Below are 20,155 nucleotides of genomic sequence, written 5' to 3' on the forward strand. Positions count from 1 at the left end.
CCTGTTCTAGAGTTTGCCCGTGTTTCGCTATGCAACCGGCAATGGCTCTTTTTGCAACAGCGTCACCAGCTGTGCCACCTTGTCGCGTATCTGGCGCCGATCGACAATTAAATCGATCGCACCTTTTTCCAGCAGGAACTCCGCGCGCTGAAATCCTTCCGGCAAAGTTTCCCGTACTGTTTGCTCGATTACCCTCGGGCCGGCAAAGCCAATCAACGCGCCGGGCTCCGCGATGACCACATCCCCCAGAAACGCGAAGCTCGCGGATACGCCGCCCATGGTCGGGTCGGTCAACACTGAAATGAACGGAAGGCGCGCCTTGGAAAGCATATGCAATGCGGCAGTCGTTTTCGCCATCTGCATCAGCGATAGCAAGCCTTCCTGCATGCGCGCGCCGCCGGTCGCGGAATAACAAACGAACGGAAGCTTCTCATCGGAACAGGCTTCCACCGCGCGTGCGAAACGCTCTCCGACGACGGACCCCATGGAGCCACCCATGAAATTGAATTCAAATGCCGCCGCAACTAGCGGCACACCCTTGACGGTCCCCTGAATCACCACCAATGCATCGGTCTCGCCGGTTGCCTTTTCAGCATCCTCCAGACGATCGAGATATTTCTTGCTGTCCCGGAACTTGAGGGTATCGATCGGCACGACTTCGCTGCCGATTTCTGCGCGTCCTTCCGGATCAAAAAACAGGTCCAGCCTGACGCGTGCGGAAATGCGATTGTGGTAATTGCACTTTGGACAGACGTGCTGGTTGTTCTCCAGATCGGTGAAATACAGCGTTGCCTGGCACGACGGGCACTTGCTCCACAGTCCCTCCGGCACGGCTTTCTTCTGCAGCGTGCTTGCGGCCTTGATCTTCGGCGGCAGTAGCTTTCGGAACCAGCTCATGTATCCATCGCCTCACGAATGCCCTTGACCAGCGCAGCAACCCGCGGGATGGCGGTCTCAGGCGTGCCCGTTTCCAACTCCTGAATGAGGCGCGAACCGATTACCACCGCATCGGCGAAAACGGCGATGCGTCGTGCCGTCTCGGCATCGCGAATGCCGAAGCCGACACCAACGGGTAACTTGGTCTGCGCTTTGATCACGTCGATCATCTCTTTGACATCACCCGTATCGATATTTCCGGCACCGGTCACCCCTTTCAGGGAAACGTAGTAGATATAGCCACGCGCCGTATCGCACACCAGTTTGATACGCGCGGCCGTGGAAGTCGGTGACAACAGATAAATGATATCGATACCCACTGCATCCATGGTTTCCAGCAATTCCCGGCTTTCTTCCGGCGGGTAATCGACCACCAGCACACCATCGACTCCTGCGTTCTTGGCGCGCTCAGCAAACAACTTCATGCCCATGCGCTCAATCGGGTTGGCGTAGCCCATCAACACCACTGGCGTAGAAGCGTTGGTCTTCCGGAATTCGCTTACACAGGCGAGCACCTCGTTTAATCCGCCCCCAAATTTCAATGCGCGATCGGCCGCACGCTGAATCACCGGGCCATCGGCCATCGGATCGGAAAAAGGCACGCCGAGTTCGATCACATCGGCGCCGGATGAAACCAGCGCATGCATGAGCGGCACCGTCGTATTGGGAGACGGATCGCCGGCCATGATGTAGGGAATAAGCGCGGTTCTTTTTTCGCCCCCAAGCCGTGCGAATGTGGCGGATATTCTGGACATCAGTTCGCCTTCGTGGTGACTTGTCCGGCCGAAAGCACCTGACCGGAACGATCCGCAACCGTGGCCATATCCTTGTCACCCCGGCCGGAAAGATTGACCAGCAACACCTTGTCTTTTGACATGGCGGGTGCCATTTTCATGGCCTGCGCAACGGCGTGGCTTGACTCCAGCGCGGGAATAATCCCTTCGGTGCGGCACAGCCGATGGAATGCAGCCAGCGCCTCGTCGTCGTTGATCGCCGCGTATTCCGCGCGGCCCGAGTCCTTCAGCCACGCATGTTCGGGACCGACACCGGGATAGTCAAGTCCCGCCGACACCGAATGGGTATCGATGATCTGGCCGTTGGCATCCTGGATGAGATAGGTGCGATTGCCATGCAACACCCCGGGACTGCCCGCCGATAGCGATGCTGCGTGCCGACCGGTCTCGATGCCTTCGCCACCGGCTTCAACGCCGATCAGGCGTACGCCAGCGAACGGAATGTAATCGTAAAAAATACCCATTGCGTTTGAACCGCCACCAACACATGCGAGTACCGCATCGGGTTGGCGACTGATCATTTCCGGCATCTGCGTAAGGCATTCCTTGCCGACTACCGAATTGAAGTCGCGCACCATCATGGGGTACGGATGGGGCCCCGCCACGGTGCCAATAATGTAGAAGGTGCTTTCAACATTCGTCACCCAGTCGCGCATGGCTTCGTTCAACGCATCCTTTAGCGTTTTGGAGCCACTATCAACCGGTACTACCGTCGCGCCAAGCAACTTCATGCGATAGACGTTTTGCGCCTGGCGCTTAATATCTTCGCTGCCCATGTAGACCACGCACTCGAGGCCATAGCGAGCCGCGACCGTCGCCGTCGCTACGCCATGCTGGCCAGCGCCGGTTTCCGCAATTACGCGGCGTTTGTTCATTCGGCGCGCGAGCAACGCCTGCCCAACCGTGTTGTTCACCTTGTGGGCCCCCGTGTGATTCAGGTCTTCGCGCTTCAGATAAATCTGCGCACCACCCAACTCATCCGACAAACGTTGCGCATGGTAAATCGGACTGGGCCGACCAACATAGTGTTTCAGCACATACTGAAACTCGGCGATAAACGCCGGGTCCGTCTTGGCTTTTGCATACTCAAGATTGAGTTCTCGCAAAGCGGCTTGCAATGTTTCGGCCACGAATACGCCGCCGTACGGCCCAAAATGTCCGTTCGCGTCCGGCAAATCATATTTTTCAGCCTGCGTCTGCATTTCTTGCTGCCTCGATAAATTGCGCAATCTTGCGATGATCCTTGATGCCCTTTTCGACTGTCTCGACACCGCTTGAGACGTCGACGGCCCATGGCCTGACTTGTTCTATTGCGTTCGCGACGTTGAGCGGATTCAAGCCACCCGAAAGCACGATACGGCTACGCATCGCCGGCGGTACGAGTTTCCAGTCAAATGTTTCACCACTGCCACCGTAGACGGCACTTGACAACGTGTCGAGCAGCAACCCCTTTGCAGAGTGAAACCTGGCCTCGCATTCTAACAAATCACTCGGCCTCATCGCGTTGCCGACGCGAATCGCCTTCAGGTAGGGGAGACCAAATTGAGCGCAAAAAGCTTCGTCTTCATCGCCGTGAAACTGGAGCAAAGAGGGCCGTACTGCCTCGGCGACCTCAGTCACCACCTGCGGCGATTCATTGACAAACAACGCCACTGTTGCAACAAGCGACGGTGTCGCCGCACAAATCTCCCTTGCACGATCTCGAGAGACCGCACGGGGACTCGGCGCGTAAAAGACCAGTCCAATCGCATCGGCTCCCGCGTGGGCGGCAACGAGCGCATCTTCAACACGGGTGATTCCGCAGATCTTGATTCGCGTGCGAGGCATGTTTAACCTGGAAATGGCAACCGGCTTCGCACCGAGGGCAAGCCGAATTTTTCATCGTACTCGATATTTGTCAGGTACAGGCCATCTGCCGCAAAGGTCGGCGCCCCCAGCGTCCGATTGCGAGTCTCAAAAATATGCCAGAACTGATCGATCGAATGGCGACCCGCGCCGACGTAGACCAGACCGCCAACGATGTTACGAATCATGTGGTGCAGAAAGGCGTTGGCACGAAATGAAAACATGAAGAGTTGACCGCTCGTCTCGATACCCGCCTCAAACAGAAATTTCACCGGCGATTTCGCCTGGCATTCCGCAGCGCGAAAGGCGGAAAAATCATGTTCGCCGAGTAGTAAAGATGCCGCTTGTTGCATGCTGGCGAGATCAAGCGGCGCGTGAAACCAGCCGACCTGGCGCCGCATGATGCCGGCATCAACGCTGTCATTTAGCAGCAAATAGCGGTAAGTGCGCGAACGCGCGGAAAAACGGGCATGAAATGCATCGTCAACCACCTTTGACCACAGGATCCGAATTGACGGCGGAAGGTAGGTATTGACACCGCGCACCCACGATATTTCGTCGCGTTCGATGGCGCAATCGAAATGCACGACCTGCGATGAGGCATGAACACCTGTATCGGTGCGACCCGCGCAAATCACTGAAACGCGCTCTGATGGCGAAGCGAGAAACGTCTCCAGCGCGGCCTCGACGTGGTCCTGCACACCACAGCCGGATGCCTGCGATTGCCAACCGCAAAACCCGGCACCGTTGAATTCAATACCCAGCGCGATACGCATTTTCTCGGAAGTTGACTATCGCAGACACGCCGCCACGACTATGTCCGGAAAAAAATAAAAGGGCGCGCGGGTATGTACCCGGGCGCCCTGGTTGAACCATCGAAACTCTTACATGCCCGACAGAATCTTCTTTGCTTCGGCCTGCTGCGCGGGCGATCCCTCGCGCGAAACTTCCGTCAGGATTTCTTTTGCACCTTCGCTGTCGCCAATCTCAATGTAAGCCTTGGCGAGTTCGAGCTTGGTTGAAACGGCATTTGAACCAGCATTGGCGCCGTCGCCTGGCACCTCAAGGTCGAGGCTCAGATCGGCAAGGCTCGGCATGCCAGAATGTTCCGGCGGCGTACCCTGCGTGGCAATGGTCTTGGAGTAATCTGCCGCTGCGGCAGGGTTCGCGGTATCCACATTGTCCAGCGAAAGGCTGGAGAGATCGAAGTCAAATCCCGAAGCCGACGCAGCGGGCGCTGCACCCGCTACCGGCGGCGCGTCCAGCGCAAGGTCGAAGTCAAGCGCCGGCGGCGTCACTGTCGATGAACCCGTCGCCGCACCTGTGTTGAGGTCGAGATCGAAATCCATGCCACCGCCACCTGCCGGTTTGTCCGGGTTCGCCGCGGTCACATCAAAAGCGGAAATCGGCGCGGGCGATGTCGCAGTGCTGTCGGAAAAGCCCAAGTCGAAATCCACATCCGGCGGAGCCTTGTCGGCTGCCTCCGGGGCCATTACCGAAGCGCCACCTGCGATATAGGCACCTGTGGTGTCATACGCCTGACCACTTCCCGCATAGAGGGAATTCTGCGGGTCGATCGATGCGCCCATCGCGGCGACCTTAGCCCACATCGGATTTTCGCCACCGATTGTGTCTTTCAGTTCGCGCGCGACGGTCTCAAAAGCCGCGACACTCTTGCGGGCATGATAGATCTCCAGCAGCTTGACGGTAATCTCGTGACGGCTCTTGTCGCGGGACATTGCCTCCTTGAGAATTTCCTCCGCCTGTGCATCGCGACCGTACGCGATGTACACCTCGGCTTCGGCTACGGGATCGACCTCATCCGTATCGATGGAACCCGGGCCAGTCTTGTCAAAGTCAGTCAGGAACGAGCTATTGCCGGTATCCACCAACCCGCCACCGCGATTGCCCGTCACCGTATTCGGTTTCAGGTCGCTCGGCATGATGGATGATGCACCGCTCATGCTGGTGTTGAGTCCGGTGGGCTTCTTCTTGCGGCGTGACATGAAAGCAAAGAGGCCACCAACTCCCAATAGCGCCGCACCACCCGCGCCAATGGCCACCATATTGTCTTCCAGGAAATTCGGTTCCGGCGCTGGCGGAGGCGGCGCCGCAATTGGCGTCTTGGTCGCAACGGGTTTTACATCCGCGGGCTTGGCATCAACGACTTTTGCTGGCTCGGGTTTCGCATCCGCAGGCTTGACGTCGGCGGCTTTCGCGGGCTCGGGTGTCTTGACGGGCTCCGGCGCTTTGGCGGGCGGTGGCGTGACCTGCGCCACTTTGACATCAGTCTTGACGGTTTCCGTCGCGCCCTTGCCGGCGAGCCCCTTCAATTCCATCAACTTGCGCATGTCGGCAATCTGTTTTTCCAGATCCGCCACACGTGAATTCGCTTCCTTCAGCGAATTTTCACGCGCGATCTTTTCTTCCTTCAATGCGTTGACCTGATCCTGCAAATTCCCCGTGCCGGACGCGCCTGCACCACCCACGCCACCGGACTTTCCCGTCGCGGTTTCGGTCTTGGCAATCTTGAGCTGATCCTTTGAAACCACCGCCGGCGCGGGTATATCCGGCTTCGCGACGGTAATCTTCCCGGTTGCCTGATTGCTTGCCTTTGCGGATGCGGGCGGCGCAGAAGCAGCTCCACCGGCCAGTTGTTCGCGATAAGCCTGCCAGCTTGCGACCTGCAACTTGATTTCTTTGCGCGCTTCCTTTTCGGCAATCTGCGAAACGTCCGCGGCTGACGGCACTTTCAAAATCTGGCCGGTACGCAGGCGATTCATGTTGTTGTCGATAAACGCCGCTTTGTTCTCGCGATAGAGCGCAACCAGCATCTGCTCGAGTGAAACCGTTTCGGTTTTCATCTCCTGCGCAATTTTGTTCAGAGTGTCGCCGCGCTTGACGGGACCGTAGGTGTCGCCGCCCGACTCGGATTGCGCGGATGGTGTGCCGGAAGGCGCACTGGAAACCGGCGCACTGACCGGAGGCGCAACACTTGCCACTGGCGCGGGCGTCACGGCCTGTGCAACAGGACGAACCGTTGCTGCCGCCACGACCGGTGGGGCAATGCGCGCTTCATTGAACCCGAGGGGATCCAGCAGAATCGGATACTCACGCAACAATCGCCCTGCCGGCCAGTTCATTTCCACCAGAACATCGAGGAAAGGCTCATTGATCGGTACGGCACTGGTAATTTTCAGAACCGGCTTGCCGTCTCCACGGCGTTCAACCGCAAATCGCAACTGACGCAGCAAGGGCGAGTATTCGATTTTCGCGTCGCTGTAGGATTCCGGACTGGCGATTCGTGCGGCGATGGATTCGAATTCCCCCGGCTGAAGGGAAACCAGTTCGATGTCAGCCGACAGTGGCTGACCCAATGCGGAATTGATGGAGAGTTTGCCCAAGCCTGCCGCGTTTGCCGACAATGCCGACAACGCCAAAAGAGCTCCCCCCAATGCCACTACCAATTTTGTTTTCGGTGGACGGTTCATGCGCGGCCCCAACCCTTCGATTTTTCGAGACAAAGTAAAATAACATCAACGAGTTATTGTTTCAACTTTATTCGCTTTCTAGCATTAGAAGCGAAAGTTGACGATTTTTCAACCTGCATCTGCGGAATATTGCGTTCCGCAGGGCCGAAATAACATCAACTCATTGATAAATATACTATTTCTGCAAAATTATTCGCAGCATGCGCCGCAGCGGTTCCGCCGCACCCCAAAGAAGTTGGTCGCCAACCGTGAATGCGCTGAGGTATTCCGGTCCCATGGCCAGCTTGCGCAGCCGTCCCACCGGGATATGCATGCTGCCGGTAACCGCCGCTGGCGTCAGTTCCCTGATGCTGCGTTCGCGTTCGTTTGGAATCACTTTCACCCATTCGTTGTCCGACGCGAGAATCGATTCGATATCGGCCAACGGCACATCTTTCCTGAGCTTGATCGTCAACGCCTGACTGTGACAACGCATTGCCACCTTGACCTCGGCGTGCAGCGTGCCAAATTGGGTGAGCAGTTCACGCATATGCGTGGCGCCACCGCCGGATGCGGCCTGATAGGTCATGCAGGTCATCCATTCGATAAGATCCGCCTTGAACAGACCGCCCAGGCCCATCAACATGCAACTCACCGTGCAATTGCCGCCGATGTAATCTTTCACGCCTTTGGCGAGTGCATTCTTGATCACCGGCATATTGACCGGGTCGAGGATGATGACGGCGTCATCCTTCATGCGTAGCGTCTTGGCGGCATCGATCCAGTAGCCCTTCCACCCCGCCGCCCGCAATGGCGGATAAATCGCCGTCGTGTAATCGCCGCCCTGGCAGGTGATGATCACATCCATCTGTTTGAGCGCGGCAATATCCTTCGCATCTTTCAATGGCGCGCCGTTGGCTTCTTTCGGCGCCTGACCGCCGATGTTCGAGGTGGTGAAAAACACCGGCTCGACCAATGCAAAATCATTTTCCGCGCGCATGCGATCAATGAGCACCGAACCCACCATTCCACGCCAACCCACCATGCCGACTTTTAACATTTCATCCACACTTTCATTCGAAAAATAGCATAAACACAAGCACTGGAGCGGCTTTTCAGGCTATTTTTGCCTGGAAGGCCCGCCCATGCTTGAGTTACAAATTCGCGATTACCGCCGAGCCCATCTCCGTGGTCCCGCAGATTTTCTCGCCCTTCCGCGCAATATCACCGGTACGCAATCCGCTCGCGAGCGCTTTTCGTACGGCGGTTTCAATTCGATTCGCGACATCCGCCAACTGAAACGTATAACGCATCATCATTGCCAGCGACAGGATTTGCGCCAATGGATTGGCCACGCCTTTGCCGGCGATATCGGGCGCCGATCCATGAATCGGTTCGTACAAACCCTTGCTGTTTGCATCCAGCGACGCGGAAGGCAACATGCCGATCGAACCCGTCAGCATCGATGCTTCATCCGAGAGAATATCCCCAAACAGATTGCCGCACACCATCACATCGAAATGTTTTGGATTCCGCACCAGCTGCATCGCGGCGTTGTCGACCAGCATATGCGTCAATTCCACGTCCGGATACTCGGGCGCAATCTCGATGGCAATGTCGCGCCACAATTGCATTGCTTCCAGCACGTTCATCTTGTCGATCGAGCACAAGCGTTTGTTGCGCTGGCGGGCAGTGCGAAATCCCACATGGAGGATGCGCCGGATCTGCGCTTCGGTGTAGTGCATGGTGTTAATGCCGACGCGGTTACCCGGCGCGCCGTTCTTGCCTTTTTCGCCGGTGATGCTTCGCGGCTCACCAAAATAAATGTCGCCGGTCAATTCTCGAATAATCATCAGATCGAGCCCCGCGACGATTTCCGGTTTTAACGACGAGGCATCGGCCAGTTCGGGAAAAACGGTGGCCGGGCGCAGGTTGGCGAAGAAATCGCATTCTTTGCGCAATCCCAGAATCGCCTTTTCCGGACGATGCTGTCGAGGCAGCGTGTCATATTGCGTGCCGCCGACCGAGCCGAACAGCACGGCATCGGCCTGCTTGGCCAATTTGAGCGTGGTGTCAGGCAAGGGCTGACCATGGGCATCGTAAGCCGCCCCGCCCACCAGTGCGCTCTCGGTTTCCACTTTCAGGCCATCACGACGCAGTATTTCCAGCACCTTGAGTGCTTCCGCCATGATTTCGGGGCCAATTCCGTCGCCGGCCATGATTGCAATTTTCATTGATGGTCTCTAGCCGAACAACCACGGCTCGCGTTGCGCGCGCGACGCTTCATAGGCTCGGATTTTGTCGGCATGCCGCATCGTGAGGCCGATTTCGTCCCAGCCATTGAGCAGCGACTGCTTGCGAAAATCTTCCACCTGAAACTTGTAGGTCTCCGCGCCCGGCACTTCAACCAACTGGCGCTCAAGATCGACATTGACCTTCAGTCCCGGCGTCGCCGCGACAATGTTGAACAGATGGTCCACTTCCATTTCGGCAAGCACGATCGGCAGCAGCCCATTTTTGTAGCAGTTGTTGTAAAAAATATCGGCGAACGACGGCGCGATGATCGCCTTGAACCCGAACTGCTGCAGCGCCCAAGGCGCATGTTCGCGTGACGAGCCGCAGCCGAAATTCTTGCGGGCGATCAGGATGGTCGCACCTTGATAACGCGCCTGATTGAGCACGAAATTCGGATTCGGCGAACGCTTGCTGTTGTCCATGCCCGGCTCGCCGTGGTCCATATAGCGCCATTCGTCGAAAAGGTTTGGGCCAAAGCCCGCACGCTTGATCGATTTCAGGAATTGCTTGGGAATGATCGCGTCCGTATCGACATTGGCGCGATCGAGCGGCGCAACCAGTCCCGTATGTTGACGGAATGGTTCCACGGTCAGGACTTCGCCTTCTCGGCCGCTTTCTCGATTGCTTCGCCGCCCTTTTTGACATCCTTGCCAATACCTTCGACGGTATTGCAGGCGGACAACGTGATCGCCGAAATCAGGCCCAGCAAAACGAAGATTACCGATTTACGCATTTTTTAACTCCGTTAAAGAATTTGTCTGACATCTGCAAAGCGCCCCGCGATGGCTGCTGCCGCCGCCATTTCGGGGCTGAGCAGATGGGTCCGGCCCCCAGCCCCCTGCCGCCCTTCGAAATTACGGTTCGACGTTGATGCACAACGCTCGCCAGGAGAAAGCCGATCGTCATTCATGCCGAGGCACATTGAGCAGCCCGGTTCGCGCCACTCGAATCCCGCCGCCAGAAACACGCGATCCAGGCCTTCTGCTTCGGCCTGTTTTTTCACCAGGCCTGAGCCCGGCACTACCATCGCCAGTTTCACGTTGGCCGCAATATGCCGGCCCTTGACGACGCCGGCTGCCGCGCGCAAATCTTCAATGCGGGAATTGGTGCAACTGCCGATGAACACCTTGTCAATCTTGATTTCGCTGATCGGCGTCCCTGGATTCAGGCCCATGTACTGCAACGCGCGTTCCATCGACTCACGCTTCACCGGATCGCTTTCCTTCGAAGGTTCCGGCACCTTGCCGTCTATGCCGGTAACCATTTCCGGCGACGTGCCCCACGTGACCTGAGGCGTAATTCGGGCTGCATCCAGTTCGACCGTGCGATCGAACACCGCGCCCTCATCGCTTTTCAGCGTCCGCCAATACGCCGCCGCGCGATCGAACATTTCACCCTTGGGTGCATAGGGCCGGCCGCGCAGGTATTCGATGGTCTTTTCGTCCGCGGCAATCATGCCGGAACGTGCGCCCGCTTCGATCGCCATATTGCAAAGCGTCATGCGGCCTTCCATGGAAAGCGCGCGGATGGCCGATCCCGAGAATTCAATGGCGGAGCCGGTGCCGCCGGCCGTGCCAATTTTGCCAATGACGGCGAGCGCGATATCCTTGGCCGTTACACCCAGGCCGACCTTGCCATCCACCCGGATCAATAGCGACGTTGACTTCTTCGTCATGAGGCATTGAGTAGCCATGACGTGCTCGACTTCGCTGGTGCCGATGCCAAATGCAAGCGCCGCAAACGCGCCGTGCGTCGACGTATGCGAATCGCCGCAAACCACCGTCATCCCCGGCAAGGTCGCGCCCTGCTCCGGGCCAATCACATGCACGATGCCCTGACGCAAATCGTTCATGCCGAAATAATCCTGCACGCCGAATTTTTCGATGTTCTTGTCCAGCGTCTCAACCTGAAGCCGCGCAATCGGATCGGCAATGCCATCCTTGCGCGACGTGGTCGGCACATTGTGATCCGCAGTCGCGACGATGGATTTCAGCCGCCACAACTTGCGCCCATGGATTTCGAGCCCCTCGAACGCCTGCGGGCTGGTCACTTCATGCACCAAATGACGGTCGATGTAAATCAGCGCCGTCGCGTCCGGCTCTTCATGCACCAGATGGGCGGACCACAATTTGTCGTACAGCGTTTGCGGCATGTTGATGACAGCTCGAATTGAAAGTCAGGCCCTCAATTATACAAGCGAGACCACTTATTGTGCAGCGCACCAACGGCGCGCGCGGGACGCAATCTCAGTCTTCGCTCGGATCAGGATCGTCCGCGTGGGTCGAAGCCTTGCCCGTTTTCCACTTCGCCATCGCATCCGAACTCGCCTGGCCAGCCACGCGGGGCGTCGCCACAATCACGTCAGCATTCTGCGCACGATGAACCAATGCGCAATCCATCAGCACCAGCGCCAGCAATGCCTCCGCAATCGGCGTGGCGCGAATACCGACGCACGGGTCGTGACGGCCATGCGTATTAATCACGACTGGATTGCCCAGTTTATCGATCGTCTGGCGGTCAAGCCGGATCGATGAGGTCGGCTTGATGGCGATGGAGACCGTCACATCCTGCCCCGTCGAAATTCCGCCCAGTACGCCGCCGGCGTTGTTGGACAAAAATCCATCCGGCGTCATTTCATCCGAGTGCGCCGTGCCGAGCTGCTCAATGCTCGCAAAGCCGGCGCCGATCTCCACACCCTTCACCGCGTTCAGGCCCATCATCGCAAAGGCAATCTGCGCATCCAGCCGGTCATAGATTGGATCCCCCCATCCCACCGGCACGCCACTGGCCACGACATTGATGCGCGCACCGCAGCTCTCGCCGGATTTACGCAACTTGTCCATGTAGGTTTCAAGCTGGGCGACGATTCCCGCGTTCGGCGAGAAAAACGGATTGTCGTTCACCACGTTCCACGATTCAAAGGGGATGTGATTCACGCCGATCTGCGCGAGATAGCCGCGAATCAGCACGCCATGTTTTTCAGCGAGCCATTTTTTCGCAATCGCACCCGCCGCCACCGTCGGCGCCGTCAGCCGCGCGGATGAACGCCCGCCACCGCGATGATCGCGAATGCCGTACTTCTGCAAATAGGTGTAGTCGGCATGCCCGGGACGAAAACTCTCGGCGATGTTGCCGTAATCCTTGCTGCGCTGGTCTTCATTGCGAATCAGCAGGGCGATCGGCGTGCCGGTGGTCTTGCCTTCAAACACGCCCGAGAGGATTTCAGCGCGGTCATCCTCGCGGCGCTGCGTGACATGCCGTGACGTACCGGGCTTGCGGCGATCCAGATCGGGCTGAATATCCTCTGCCGACAATGACATGCCGGGCGGACATCCATCGACCACGCAGCCAATGGCCGGACCGTGGGATTCGCCGAAATTGGTGACCGTAAGAAGTTTGCCTAGGGTGCTGCCGGACATGGGGAATTGAGAGGGAGTTGAGCAAGCCTGAGTCTAGCATGGGGCACCCGGAACGCCCCTTCTCCACGGGGGAGAAAGGTTGGGTTGAGGGTGCGATGTTCGCGACGTGAAAGGCGCCAAATTTCAACCGGCAATCCAAGGTAACAAAGCTATTTTCCGATTACCTGCTTGCCATTACACTTTGCAAGCAAACACAAGCACTGGAGCGGCTTTCGGCGTATTTTCGCCTGCAAATGCGCGCCAGCGCTTGAGTTCTATCCTCAGCTGAATTTGTTTCGCTTACGATCCATCAGACCTTCTTCAAGAAACAAGTCTTCAACACCAGTCCCTTGACCTTGTCTGCATTGCATTCAATTTCTTCCTCGTCCGACGTGAGCCGGATGTTCTTGATCAAGGTTCCCCGCTTCAGCGTCACCGACGTGCCCTTCACTTTCAAATCCTTGATGACCTGCACGGAATCGCCGTCGGCGAGTGCGGTGCCGTTACTGTCTTTCACGTTCATGATTTTTCTTTCCTGGTTAGTTGCAAAAAATAGTCTGCCCGACGGAGATGCTCGCGTCGCGCTATGGGACCGCACTGCCCTTCTCTTCAATGGATGCGCGCGGCGGCACCGGCGCCACATAGCCGATCACCATCAGCAGCAGGCCGACACCAATGAATGACACGACGCGCTCGGTGCCGCTGGTGCCGATGTCGTTGACAAATAATTTCAGCACCACCAAGCCGAGCAGCGCCGCGCCGGCCATCCACAGTGGCCGCGATTGTTTGCGCCCCGCGGCCATCATCAATACCAACGCGGTGGAGGTCCAAAGCAGCGACAGCGCCGCCTGCGCAATGCGCGAATCGAGTAGCGCGTGCAATTCAAATGGCACGCCCACCCATTGGTGGACCGTGCGCAGCAATGCGGCGTTGACCCACAGGAACGCGCCCGCGGCGAACAGGAGCTTCAGGATATTGTTGAGATCCCGGGCCTGCGGCGAATCTTGCAAATTTCCGCCCGCATTATGATTGAGCGCCCACACGCCTGCGGCGATTAGCGCGAGCTGCGCGAAATCGAGCGGATTCACGATTGGGAAATACGGCAACGGTGATGCCGTGCCATCGCAAATACTGTTCGCGATCAAGGTCCAGATCAGCGCGAACATCAGCAGCGGCGCAATCGCCCAATGGCGGAACGCAATCGCGTGCGCGGCGAATGGCCAAATTTGCCGGACGACACCGAAGGTCGCCATCGCCAATCCGAGCGCAGCGGTGAGGCCGGCGCCCGCGTATTGCCATGACAGCGACAGCCCCGCTTCATCGGTGCGCCACACGGCCTCAAAGCCGACCAGCCACAACGCCAGCGCGAACAGGCCCACATGCTGAATCGATGCAAAGCGCGCCATGCCGTCGCGCTCCTGCCGGCTCAACACAAATTCGCCGATCGCAAAGGCCGCAAGCCACGCAAAGAACTGCGCGTCGCGGAATGGATTGACGCCGTTTGCAACCAGATTGAGCGCGCCAAGCAGCATGGCCGCCGTCAACAACAACTGTGTGCGACGCAGCGCTGTCCACGCCTGCAGTTGGCCGGCGATTTCGAATAGCAGTATTGAAATTGCCGCCGCCACCAGGTGCAGGGCAAGGTGATGCATCGATGCCGTATGCGCGTCGATCGCGCCATGCAATCCCGCGAACCACCAGATCAATGCCCACCACATCGGCAAGGTCGAAAACCTCAGCGGCTTTACGCCGTCTTTGGTTTCGTTCGGCACATATTCGCGCAGACGGAATCGCAATTCAGCCGCAATTAGTCCGGCAACACCGATGGCGAACACCCAGCCGAATTCGCGATGATCGTAGCGCCACAAGGCTTCCCATGTTGCGAGCAGCACCATCAGGATCCATCCCGAGGTGTAACGCCAGCCGCTGGAACTTTCGATCGCATCGCGGCGTTGGCGATGGAGTACGTAAAAGTACGACGCAAATGTCAGCGGCCAGGCGATCACGCCAACGGCCAGAATCGGATGCGATCCGGGCAGCAGCTTCATCCACAACAATGTCGCCACGCCGATCAGCACGACATGGGCTCTGGCGATGTTACGCAGTTTCCGCCAGTCGAGCCACGTACCCAACCATTCGAAAATCATCATCGCGCTCGCGATAAAAATCAGCATCGCCGACAAACATGCGGCGTCGGACGTCCATTCATTCAATGCACCCAGCCCGAAACCGGTGAGCAACCACGCACCGCCCCAGCCTATCGCCACCACTTCGATCGACGTCTCGAGGGCGGAAATCGACTGCTCGTAACGATGCATAAACCAGGCGGTCATCAGCGCCGCGCCTGCGATCAGGCCGGAACCAATGACGCGATCGTTCCACCACGAATGCAAAAGTTCCTGGTCCTGCGTGACCCACCAGAAATAGCCTGCCGCGCAGACTTGCAGGCACAAGGCAAATGCGCGCGCCAGCACACTTTTCTGTCGGCACCCCATCCAGAAAATCGCCGCGCCTTCCAGCGTCCAGAACGCAAAGGTCGGGTAGCCGCGAAACGCGAAATACGGCGCCACCGTGCCGAACACCACCGCGAGTGCGAGATGTGCTTCGGCCAGCAAACGCATTTTTTCGCGATCCCACAACGCCCACGCGAGCCCCGCATAGATCAGCGCCGCGCCGCCCGCGCTCCATGCCAGCGCATAGTCGCCCATGTCGCGCGTCAGGGCGGCCTGCAACATCGCCGCCGACATCGGCACGCCGAATATCAGTGTGCCATCGACGACGCCTTTCAATTCCGGCGGCTGTCGCTGCGCGAACAGGATCGGAATCGCCAGGTACAACAGGAAGAAGGCGATCAGGAACGGCTCGACCGTGGCGAAGTGCTCCGGCCGATACGATGAATGGCCCCAGAAAATCGCGATGGCAAAAGTGAACAGGAAGCCAATAAAATTTAGTTCGCGCCACGATTTGTACCAGCTCGCGCCGAGTATCACCAGGTTCAACAGCAGGTAATACGAGAACAGCAGCACGTGATTGCCGCTCCCGGTCGAGGCGAGTATCGGTGCGAGGAATGCGCCGATCAATCCGAGCGCCGCGAACACACGCGCATCCAGCCGCACGGCGAGGAAAAGCGTGGCGATACCGAGTGCCGCGAACAGCAGGAACCCGACTGGCGCACTGATGATGCCGAACGTCTTCAGGGCGAAGAACACGTCGAGATACAACAAGCCCATCGCCCCACCCATCATCACCAGCGCGTAGGTGCGTTTGGACGCCAGCAATCGATGGCCGATCAAAAACATCACCGCACTGGCGGCAGCGACCACGAACAATCGCAACTCCGGCGGGAACAAGCCGCGGTCGTAGGCGAACTTGAGAAGAAAGCCGACGCCAAAAAATAGAATGACCACACCGAGCTTGGCGACGATGTTGCCTTCGAGCAGGCGCTCGATGAAAGTGGGGCCGATGGGTTCGGGCGTGGGCGGAGAGGTCGCAGGAAATTTTTGTGCTGCGGGTGGTGCGGGAGGCGTGGGTGGCGACGAGGACGATGGTGACGACATCGCTGCCACGGCGGTGGCATGTGGCACGACGCCTTCCACGATTGAGGCGGCATTGGGTACCTGCATCACCTTCGTAGCGGATTGCGACATGACTGCCGCGGCGGCCTGTGGTTCGATAGACTCTTGGACGGGTGATGGCGATATAGAAGAAGGAGATGAAGATCGCGGCTCCATCGCCGGCGCTAGTGGCGCAATTACCGCCTCGTCGGTCGTCGTCTTTACGGGTGGCGTTGGTGGTACCGGCGACGGTTTCTCCAGCCGGTCCAAGCGCGCGCGAATTTCCTCAAGCGCTTTTTGCGTCAGCGCAAGGCGCTTTTCGAGATCGTTTGACTTGAGCGACTGTCCTGCGGCCTTGCCCTGCTTCGCCAACAGCATGCCCGCCAGCCAGCCGATCACCGCGCCCCATAATGCGCCAGTCCAGCCAAACTTGGATGCGCCGGCGAGCAATCCCAGAATTGAGCCCCAAAGCCACATGGTCATTCCAAATTGAAGTGAAAGACGGCTGTCATCCTGAGCGCAGAGAAGGATCTCATTGCAAGCAGATCCTCCGCCGCACTCAGGATGACAACGCTTTGTCGAATTGAAATCATCTATTCTTAAGCAACTGGCTTCAACGTAGAACAACAAACTCACGCACTGGCGCGGCTCCCGGCGCATTTTCGGCCTGAACGCCGCGCCAGTGCTTGACTTTTGATCCCACTCACTTCCACTCCCCACGAATTTCCGCCACCTTCGCCTGTAACCCTTCCGGCGTCACCACCGCCGGTTGCCACGGCGCATCCACTGCCAGTGCAATGCGCGAAAAGAACCCGCGTGGATAGCGCATCGCCGTACCTCCCCAGCGCGAGAAAAAGCTGCCCCACAAACCTCGCAGCGCCATCGGAATCACCGGCACCGGCGTGCGTTCGATGATGCGCGTGATGCCTTTCTTGAACGGGTACAGATCTCCGTTGTCAGTGATGCGGCCTTCGGGGAATATGCACACCACTTCGCCGTCCTTCAGATACGCATCAATGCGTTCATACGCCTGTTCAAGCATCACCGGATCTTCCTTGGCTGAGGCAATCGGAATCGTGCCGGCAGTGCGAAAGACGAAATTCAGCACCGGCACTTTGAATATTCGATGATCCATCACAAATCGCACGGGACGCTGGATGGAACCGCCAATTACCAGCGCATCGACAAAGCTCACGTGATTGCATACCAGCACGCACGGCCCTTCGTCGGGAATATTCTCCAGGCCCTTCTTTTCGACTTTGTAGAACGTATGAATCAGCATCCAGATGATGAAGCGCATCAGGAATTCGGGCACAAGCTTGTAGATAAAGAATGCAACGGCGGCATTCATGATCGCAACCGTCAGGAAAAGTTGCGGCAGCGTCAGGCCCGCATGCAATATGGCGGCAGTCAAGCCTGCGGCAATCACCATGAACAAGGCATTGAGAATATTGTTGGCCGCAATGATGCGCGCCCGAAAACTCGGCTCGGTGCGCGCCTGCATCATCGAGTACAGCGGCACGCTGTAGAAACCCGCGAACATGGCCAGCAAGAACAGATCGGCCAGAATCCTCCAGTGGACGCCGACACGAATGAACTCGGCCGCGCCGATCAATGCCGTCGATTTCATTCCACGCGAAGCGAAATACAAATCCACCGCGAACAGCGTCATGCCGATCGAGCCAAACGGCACCAGGCCGATCTCTATCTTGTGACCCGACATTTTTTCGCACAGCACCGAACCAAGGCCAATGCCCACCGAGAAAGTCGCCAGCAGTAGCGTCACCACCTGCTCATTGCCTGACAGCACTTCCTTGGCAAAGCCGGTGAATGACGTCAGGAAAATCGAACCAAAAAACCACAACCATGAAATGCCGATCATCGACAGGAACACCACGCGATTGCCGTTGGCAATTTTCAGGTTTGCCCACGTCTCGGAGACCGGATTCCAGTTGACCTTGAGTTCAGGCACCGGTGCCGGTGACGCCGGGATGAAGCCCGCCGCGACGCGGCCCAACGCAGCAATGACCAGCGAAACGATGGCAACATAAGTCGGCCCCACACCCGGCATCGCCACCAGCGCGCCGCCCAGCATGGTGCCGAGCAGGATCGCCACGAACGTGCCCATTTCAACCAGACCATTGCCCCCGGTGAGCTCGGCATTGTCCAGGTGTTGCGGCAGGTAAGCGAACTTGGCCGGGCCGAAGATGGTGGAGTGGCAACCCATCAGGAATACGCCGATGAACAGGCACACCGGAATCTGCCAGATGAAGCCGGCGGCGATCACCAGCATGAAAACAATTTCGAGATCCTTGACCAGCCGCGCGATGGCGGCGCGATCATATTTGTCGGCAAGCTGCCCGGCCGTCGCGGAAAACAGCACGAACGGCAGGATAAACAATCCGCCAATCACCGCGCCGGCGATCTTCGGATCGAGCCCACCCCACTCCGCGGCGTGATAAGTGGCGAGCACGGTGAAGGCGAACTTGAAAATGTTGTCATTGCCTGCACCCAGAAACTGCGTCCAGAAAAAAGGCGCAAAACGGCGTTCGGACAACAGCTGGAACTGGCTTTGCGTATGTGGCGTCGACATTTGCAGGTCTCGCAGGAATCAGATGGAGATGCCAGCGCCCGAACGGCGAAATACGCGCGCCGTTTCGAACACAAGGTTGTCGAATCGGTTGCCACCAACTCGCAGGTGCCGCTTGATGATGAAATCGAACATCAGCGGATTGTATTCGCGAATTCGCTTTGCATGGGCGCCCACGTCCTTGCCGAGCCAGCCACGATTGACCAGTTCATCGACCGAGAACAGCGGCATCACTCCAGGCAGTGGGTAGTCGGAGCCATTGAGTAGCCGCCCGTGCCACTCGGGATGCGCAAGGATTCGGGCAAGATAAGGTGCGCGATTGGTCTGAGGCAACGCGGAAATATCGCCAAACAGCTGGCCTTCGTAAAGTTTCTCGGCCATGAGTTGCTCGAACAGCGAAAAACTCTCAACGCGTTTCCCGTGCGCGTCGAGGTCGTCCCCCATGGACGCGCAATGCGCAACGATGACCCTGACGCCGTGCTCCAGCGCACGCCGCAAGCGCAGCGGATTGCCGAAATGCTGCTGATGAGCGCCCTTCACGGCGCGCTCATGACCGGCATGCGAGATCAGCGGCAGATCGTACTTTGCCAACGCCGCATAGAACGCATCGCATTGCGCCGAGGCGGGGTCCATACCCATGGCCGACGGCAGCCACTTGATGGCACATGCACCATCCCGTACCGCCTCGTCGAGAGCCTGCACCGCATCGGCACGATACGGATGGATCGAGGCGACCCAGATGAAACGGCCATTTTCGCGCTCCGCCACTTTTGCCACATATGCATTAGGCACGTGAAAGGCGGTGCTTGCTTTCATCTCCCTGCCGCCCGCCAAATACGCCTGATCAAACGCAAACAGCATGGACCGAAATCCGTTGGGAAACTCATTCATGAGCGCCGTAAGCCGCGACACGTAGTCCTCATCAACACGTCCGGCCACTTCATCCACGCAGGCCGCGTTGAGAAAGAATTTGCGTTGCAAGAATTGTTTTGGATAGAGCACCGAATGCAACTTCGGGCTGATCCAGCAGCCGCTACCGGAGTCTCCGGTACCCAGAAGGTGCGCATGACAGTCCCACACCTCGCTCGCGTTCAACCCTGAAAATGCGGCCTGGGTCAGGTCGTGATTCAGGAGCGAATCTGGCAGCGGCGTCCGGCATGGATTGATCAGTCCAGCATCCACATCCAGACCAAATGAGAAGCTCTTTGCCGCGCCCGAGATGCAGCACAGGCATAGTCCGCCTAGAAAGTCCCTGCGTTCCATGGCAACTCCT

At 58.0% G+C, this 20,155-nt stretch carries 16 protein-coding genes; all 16 read right to left on the bottom strand.

Translation table 11 applies throughout. The features are described 5' to 3' along the window. Positions 1–27: 27 nt before the first annotated feature. Positions 28–897 (bottom strand): acetyl-CoA carboxylase carboxyltransferase subunit beta, encoded by an 870-nt coding sequence (locus IPP88_15230; GenBank protein MBL0124014.1) that lies wholly within the window; start codon positions 895–897, stop codon positions 28–30. Continuing rightward, positions 894–1,691, bottom strand: coding sequence for a tryptophan synthase subunit alpha (locus IPP88_15235; protein ID MBL0124015.1), 798 nt, complete (start codon positions 1,689–1,691; stop codon positions 894–896). The genes IPP88_15230 and IPP88_15235 overlap by 4 nt, the downstream gene beginning before the upstream one ends. Next, positions 1,691–2,932 carry a tryptophan synthase subunit beta gene (trpB, locus tag IPP88_15240; GenBank protein MBL0124016.1) on the bottom strand — a complete coding sequence of 414 codons (1,242 nt, stop codon included), beginning with the start codon at positions 2,930–2,932 and terminating at the stop codon, positions 1,691–1,693. The genes IPP88_15235 and trpB overlap by 1 nt, the downstream gene beginning before the upstream one ends. Then, the gene (locus IPP88_15245) at positions 2,916–3,557 is read right to left on the bottom strand and encodes a phosphoribosylanthranilate isomerase (GenBank protein MBL0124017.1); all 642 of its coding nucleotides are present in this window, start codon (positions 3,555–3,557) and stop codon (positions 2,916–2,918) included. Before IPP88_15245 ends, trpB begins: the two co-directional genes overlap by 17 nt. 2 nt (positions 3,558–3,559) lie before the next feature. Beyond that, a complete protein-coding gene (gene truA, locus IPP88_15250; protein ID MBL0124018.1) occupies positions 3,560–4,351 on the bottom strand; it encodes a tRNA pseudouridine(38-40) synthase TruA in 792 nt (263 codons plus the stop codon). Between the two features lie 108 nt (positions 4,352–4,459). After that, positions 4,460–6,979 (bottom strand): FimV family protein, encoded by a 2,520-nt coding sequence (locus IPP88_15255; GenBank protein ID MBL0124019.1) that lies wholly within the window; start codon positions 6,977–6,979, stop codon positions 4,460–4,462. A 262-nt stretch (positions 6,980–7,241) separates the two neighbouring features. Then, positions 7,242–8,105, bottom strand: a complete 864-nt coding sequence (locus IPP88_15260; protein MBL0124020.1) for an aspartate-semialdehyde dehydrogenase — start codon at positions 8,103–8,105, stop codon at positions 7,242–7,244. A gap of 94 nt (positions 8,106–8,199) precedes the next feature. After that, positions 8,200–9,279, bottom strand: a complete 1,080-nt coding sequence (leuB, locus tag IPP88_15265; protein MBL0124021.1) for a 3-isopropylmalate dehydrogenase — start codon at positions 9,277–9,279, stop codon at positions 8,200–8,202. A gap of 9 nt (positions 9,280–9,288) precedes the next feature. After that, positions 9,289–9,927, bottom strand: a complete 639-nt coding sequence (leuD, locus tag IPP88_15270) for a 3-isopropylmalate dehydratase small subunit (protein ID MBL0124022.1) — start codon at positions 9,925–9,927, stop codon at positions 9,289–9,291. A gap of 2 nt (positions 9,928–9,929) precedes the next feature. Continuing rightward, entirely contained in the window at positions 9,930–10,073 is a 144-nt protein-coding gene (locus IPP88_15275; GenBank protein MBL0124023.1) for an entericidin A/B family lipoprotein, read from the bottom strand. Between the two features lie 12 nt (positions 10,074–10,085). Continuing rightward, positions 10,086–11,492, bottom strand: coding sequence for a 3-isopropylmalate dehydratase large subunit (leuC, locus tag IPP88_15280; protein MBL0124024.1), 1,407 nt, complete (start codon positions 11,490–11,492; stop codon positions 10,086–10,088). A gap of 94 nt (positions 11,493–11,586) precedes the next feature. Continuing rightward, positions 11,587–12,759, bottom strand: coding sequence for a chorismate synthase (gene aroC / locus IPP88_15285; GenBank protein MBL0124025.1), 1,173 nt, complete (start codon positions 12,757–12,759; stop codon positions 11,587–11,589). 289 nt (positions 12,760–13,048) lie between these two features. Beyond that, positions 13,049–13,261 (bottom strand): alkylphosphonate utilization protein, encoded by a 213-nt coding sequence (locus tag IPP88_15290; protein ID MBL0124026.1) that lies wholly within the window; start codon positions 13,259–13,261, stop codon positions 13,049–13,051. Between the two features lie 61 nt (positions 13,262–13,322). Then, positions 13,323–16,775, bottom strand: a complete 3,453-nt coding sequence (locus tag IPP88_15295) for a DUF2339 domain-containing protein (protein MBL0124027.1) — start codon at positions 16,773–16,775, stop codon at positions 13,323–13,325. A gap of 220 nt (positions 16,776–16,995) precedes the next feature. Then, entirely contained in the window at positions 16,996–18,885 is a 1,890-nt protein-coding gene (locus IPP88_15300; GenBank protein ID MBL0124028.1) for an MFS transporter, read from the bottom strand. A gap of 18 nt (positions 18,886–18,903) precedes the next feature. Beyond that, entirely contained in the window at positions 18,904–20,145 is a 1,242-nt protein-coding gene (locus IPP88_15305; GenBank protein MBL0124029.1) for an amidohydrolase family protein, read from the bottom strand. Positions 20,146–20,155 lie beyond the last annotated feature (10 nt).

This window comes from Betaproteobacteria bacterium, from assembly GCA_016720925.1.
Classification (GTDB): domain Bacteria; phylum Pseudomonadota; class Gammaproteobacteria; order Burkholderiales; family Usitatibacteraceae; genus UKL13-2.

Bases quoted from the DNA above. Each gene is read 5' to 3' on its own strand.
- IPP88_15230 (MBL0124014.1), bottom strand. From the start codon at position 897: ATGAGCTGGTTCCGAAAGCTACTGCCGCCGAAGATCAAGGCCGCAAGC.
- IPP88_15235 (MBL0124015.1), bottom strand. From the start codon at position 1,691: ATGTCCAGAATATCCGCCACATTCGCACGGCTTGGGGGCGAAAAAAGA.
- trpB (MBL0124016.1), bottom strand. From the start codon at position 2,932: ATGCAGACGCAGGCTGAAAAATATGATTTGCCGGACGCGAACGGACAT.
- IPP88_15245 (MBL0124017.1), bottom strand. From the start codon at position 3,557: ATGCCTCGCACGCGAATCAAGATCTGCGGAATCACCCGTGTTGAAGAT.
- truA (MBL0124018.1), bottom strand. From the start codon at position 4,351: ATGCGTATCGCGCTGGGTATTGAATTCAACGGTGCCGGGTTTTGCGGT.
- IPP88_15260 (MBL0124020.1), bottom strand. From the start codon at position 8,105: ATGTTAAAAGTCGGCATGGTGGGTTGGCGTGGAATGGTGGGTTCGGTG.
- leuB (MBL0124021.1), bottom strand. From the start codon at position 9,279: ATGAAAATTGCAATCATGGCCGGCGACGGAATTGGCCCCGAAATCATG.
- IPP88_15275 (MBL0124023.1), bottom strand. From the start codon at position 10,073: ATGCGTAAATCGGTAATCTTCGTTTTGCTGGGCCTGATTTCGGCGATC.
- leuC (MBL0124024.1), bottom strand. From the start codon at position 11,492: ATGCCGCAAACGCTGTACGACAAATTGTGGTCCGCCCATCTGGTGCAT.
- aroC (MBL0124025.1), bottom strand. From the start codon at position 12,759: ATGTCCGGCAGCACCCTAGGCAAACTTCTTACGGTCACCAATTTCGGC.
- IPP88_15290 (MBL0124026.1), bottom strand. From the start codon at position 13,261: ATGAACGTGAAAGACAGTAACGGCACCGCACTCGCCGACGGCGATTCC.
- IPP88_15295 (MBL0124027.1), bottom strand. From the start codon at position 16,775: ATGACCATGTGGCTTTGGGGCTCAATTCTGGGATTGCTCGCCGGCGCA.
- IPP88_15300 (MBL0124028.1), bottom strand. From the start codon at position 18,885: ATGTCGACGCCACATACGCAAAGCCAGTTCCAGCTGTTGTCCGAACGC.
- IPP88_15305 (MBL0124029.1), bottom strand. From the start codon at position 20,145: ATGGAACGCAGGGACTTTCTAGGCGGACTATGCCTGTGCTGCATCTCG.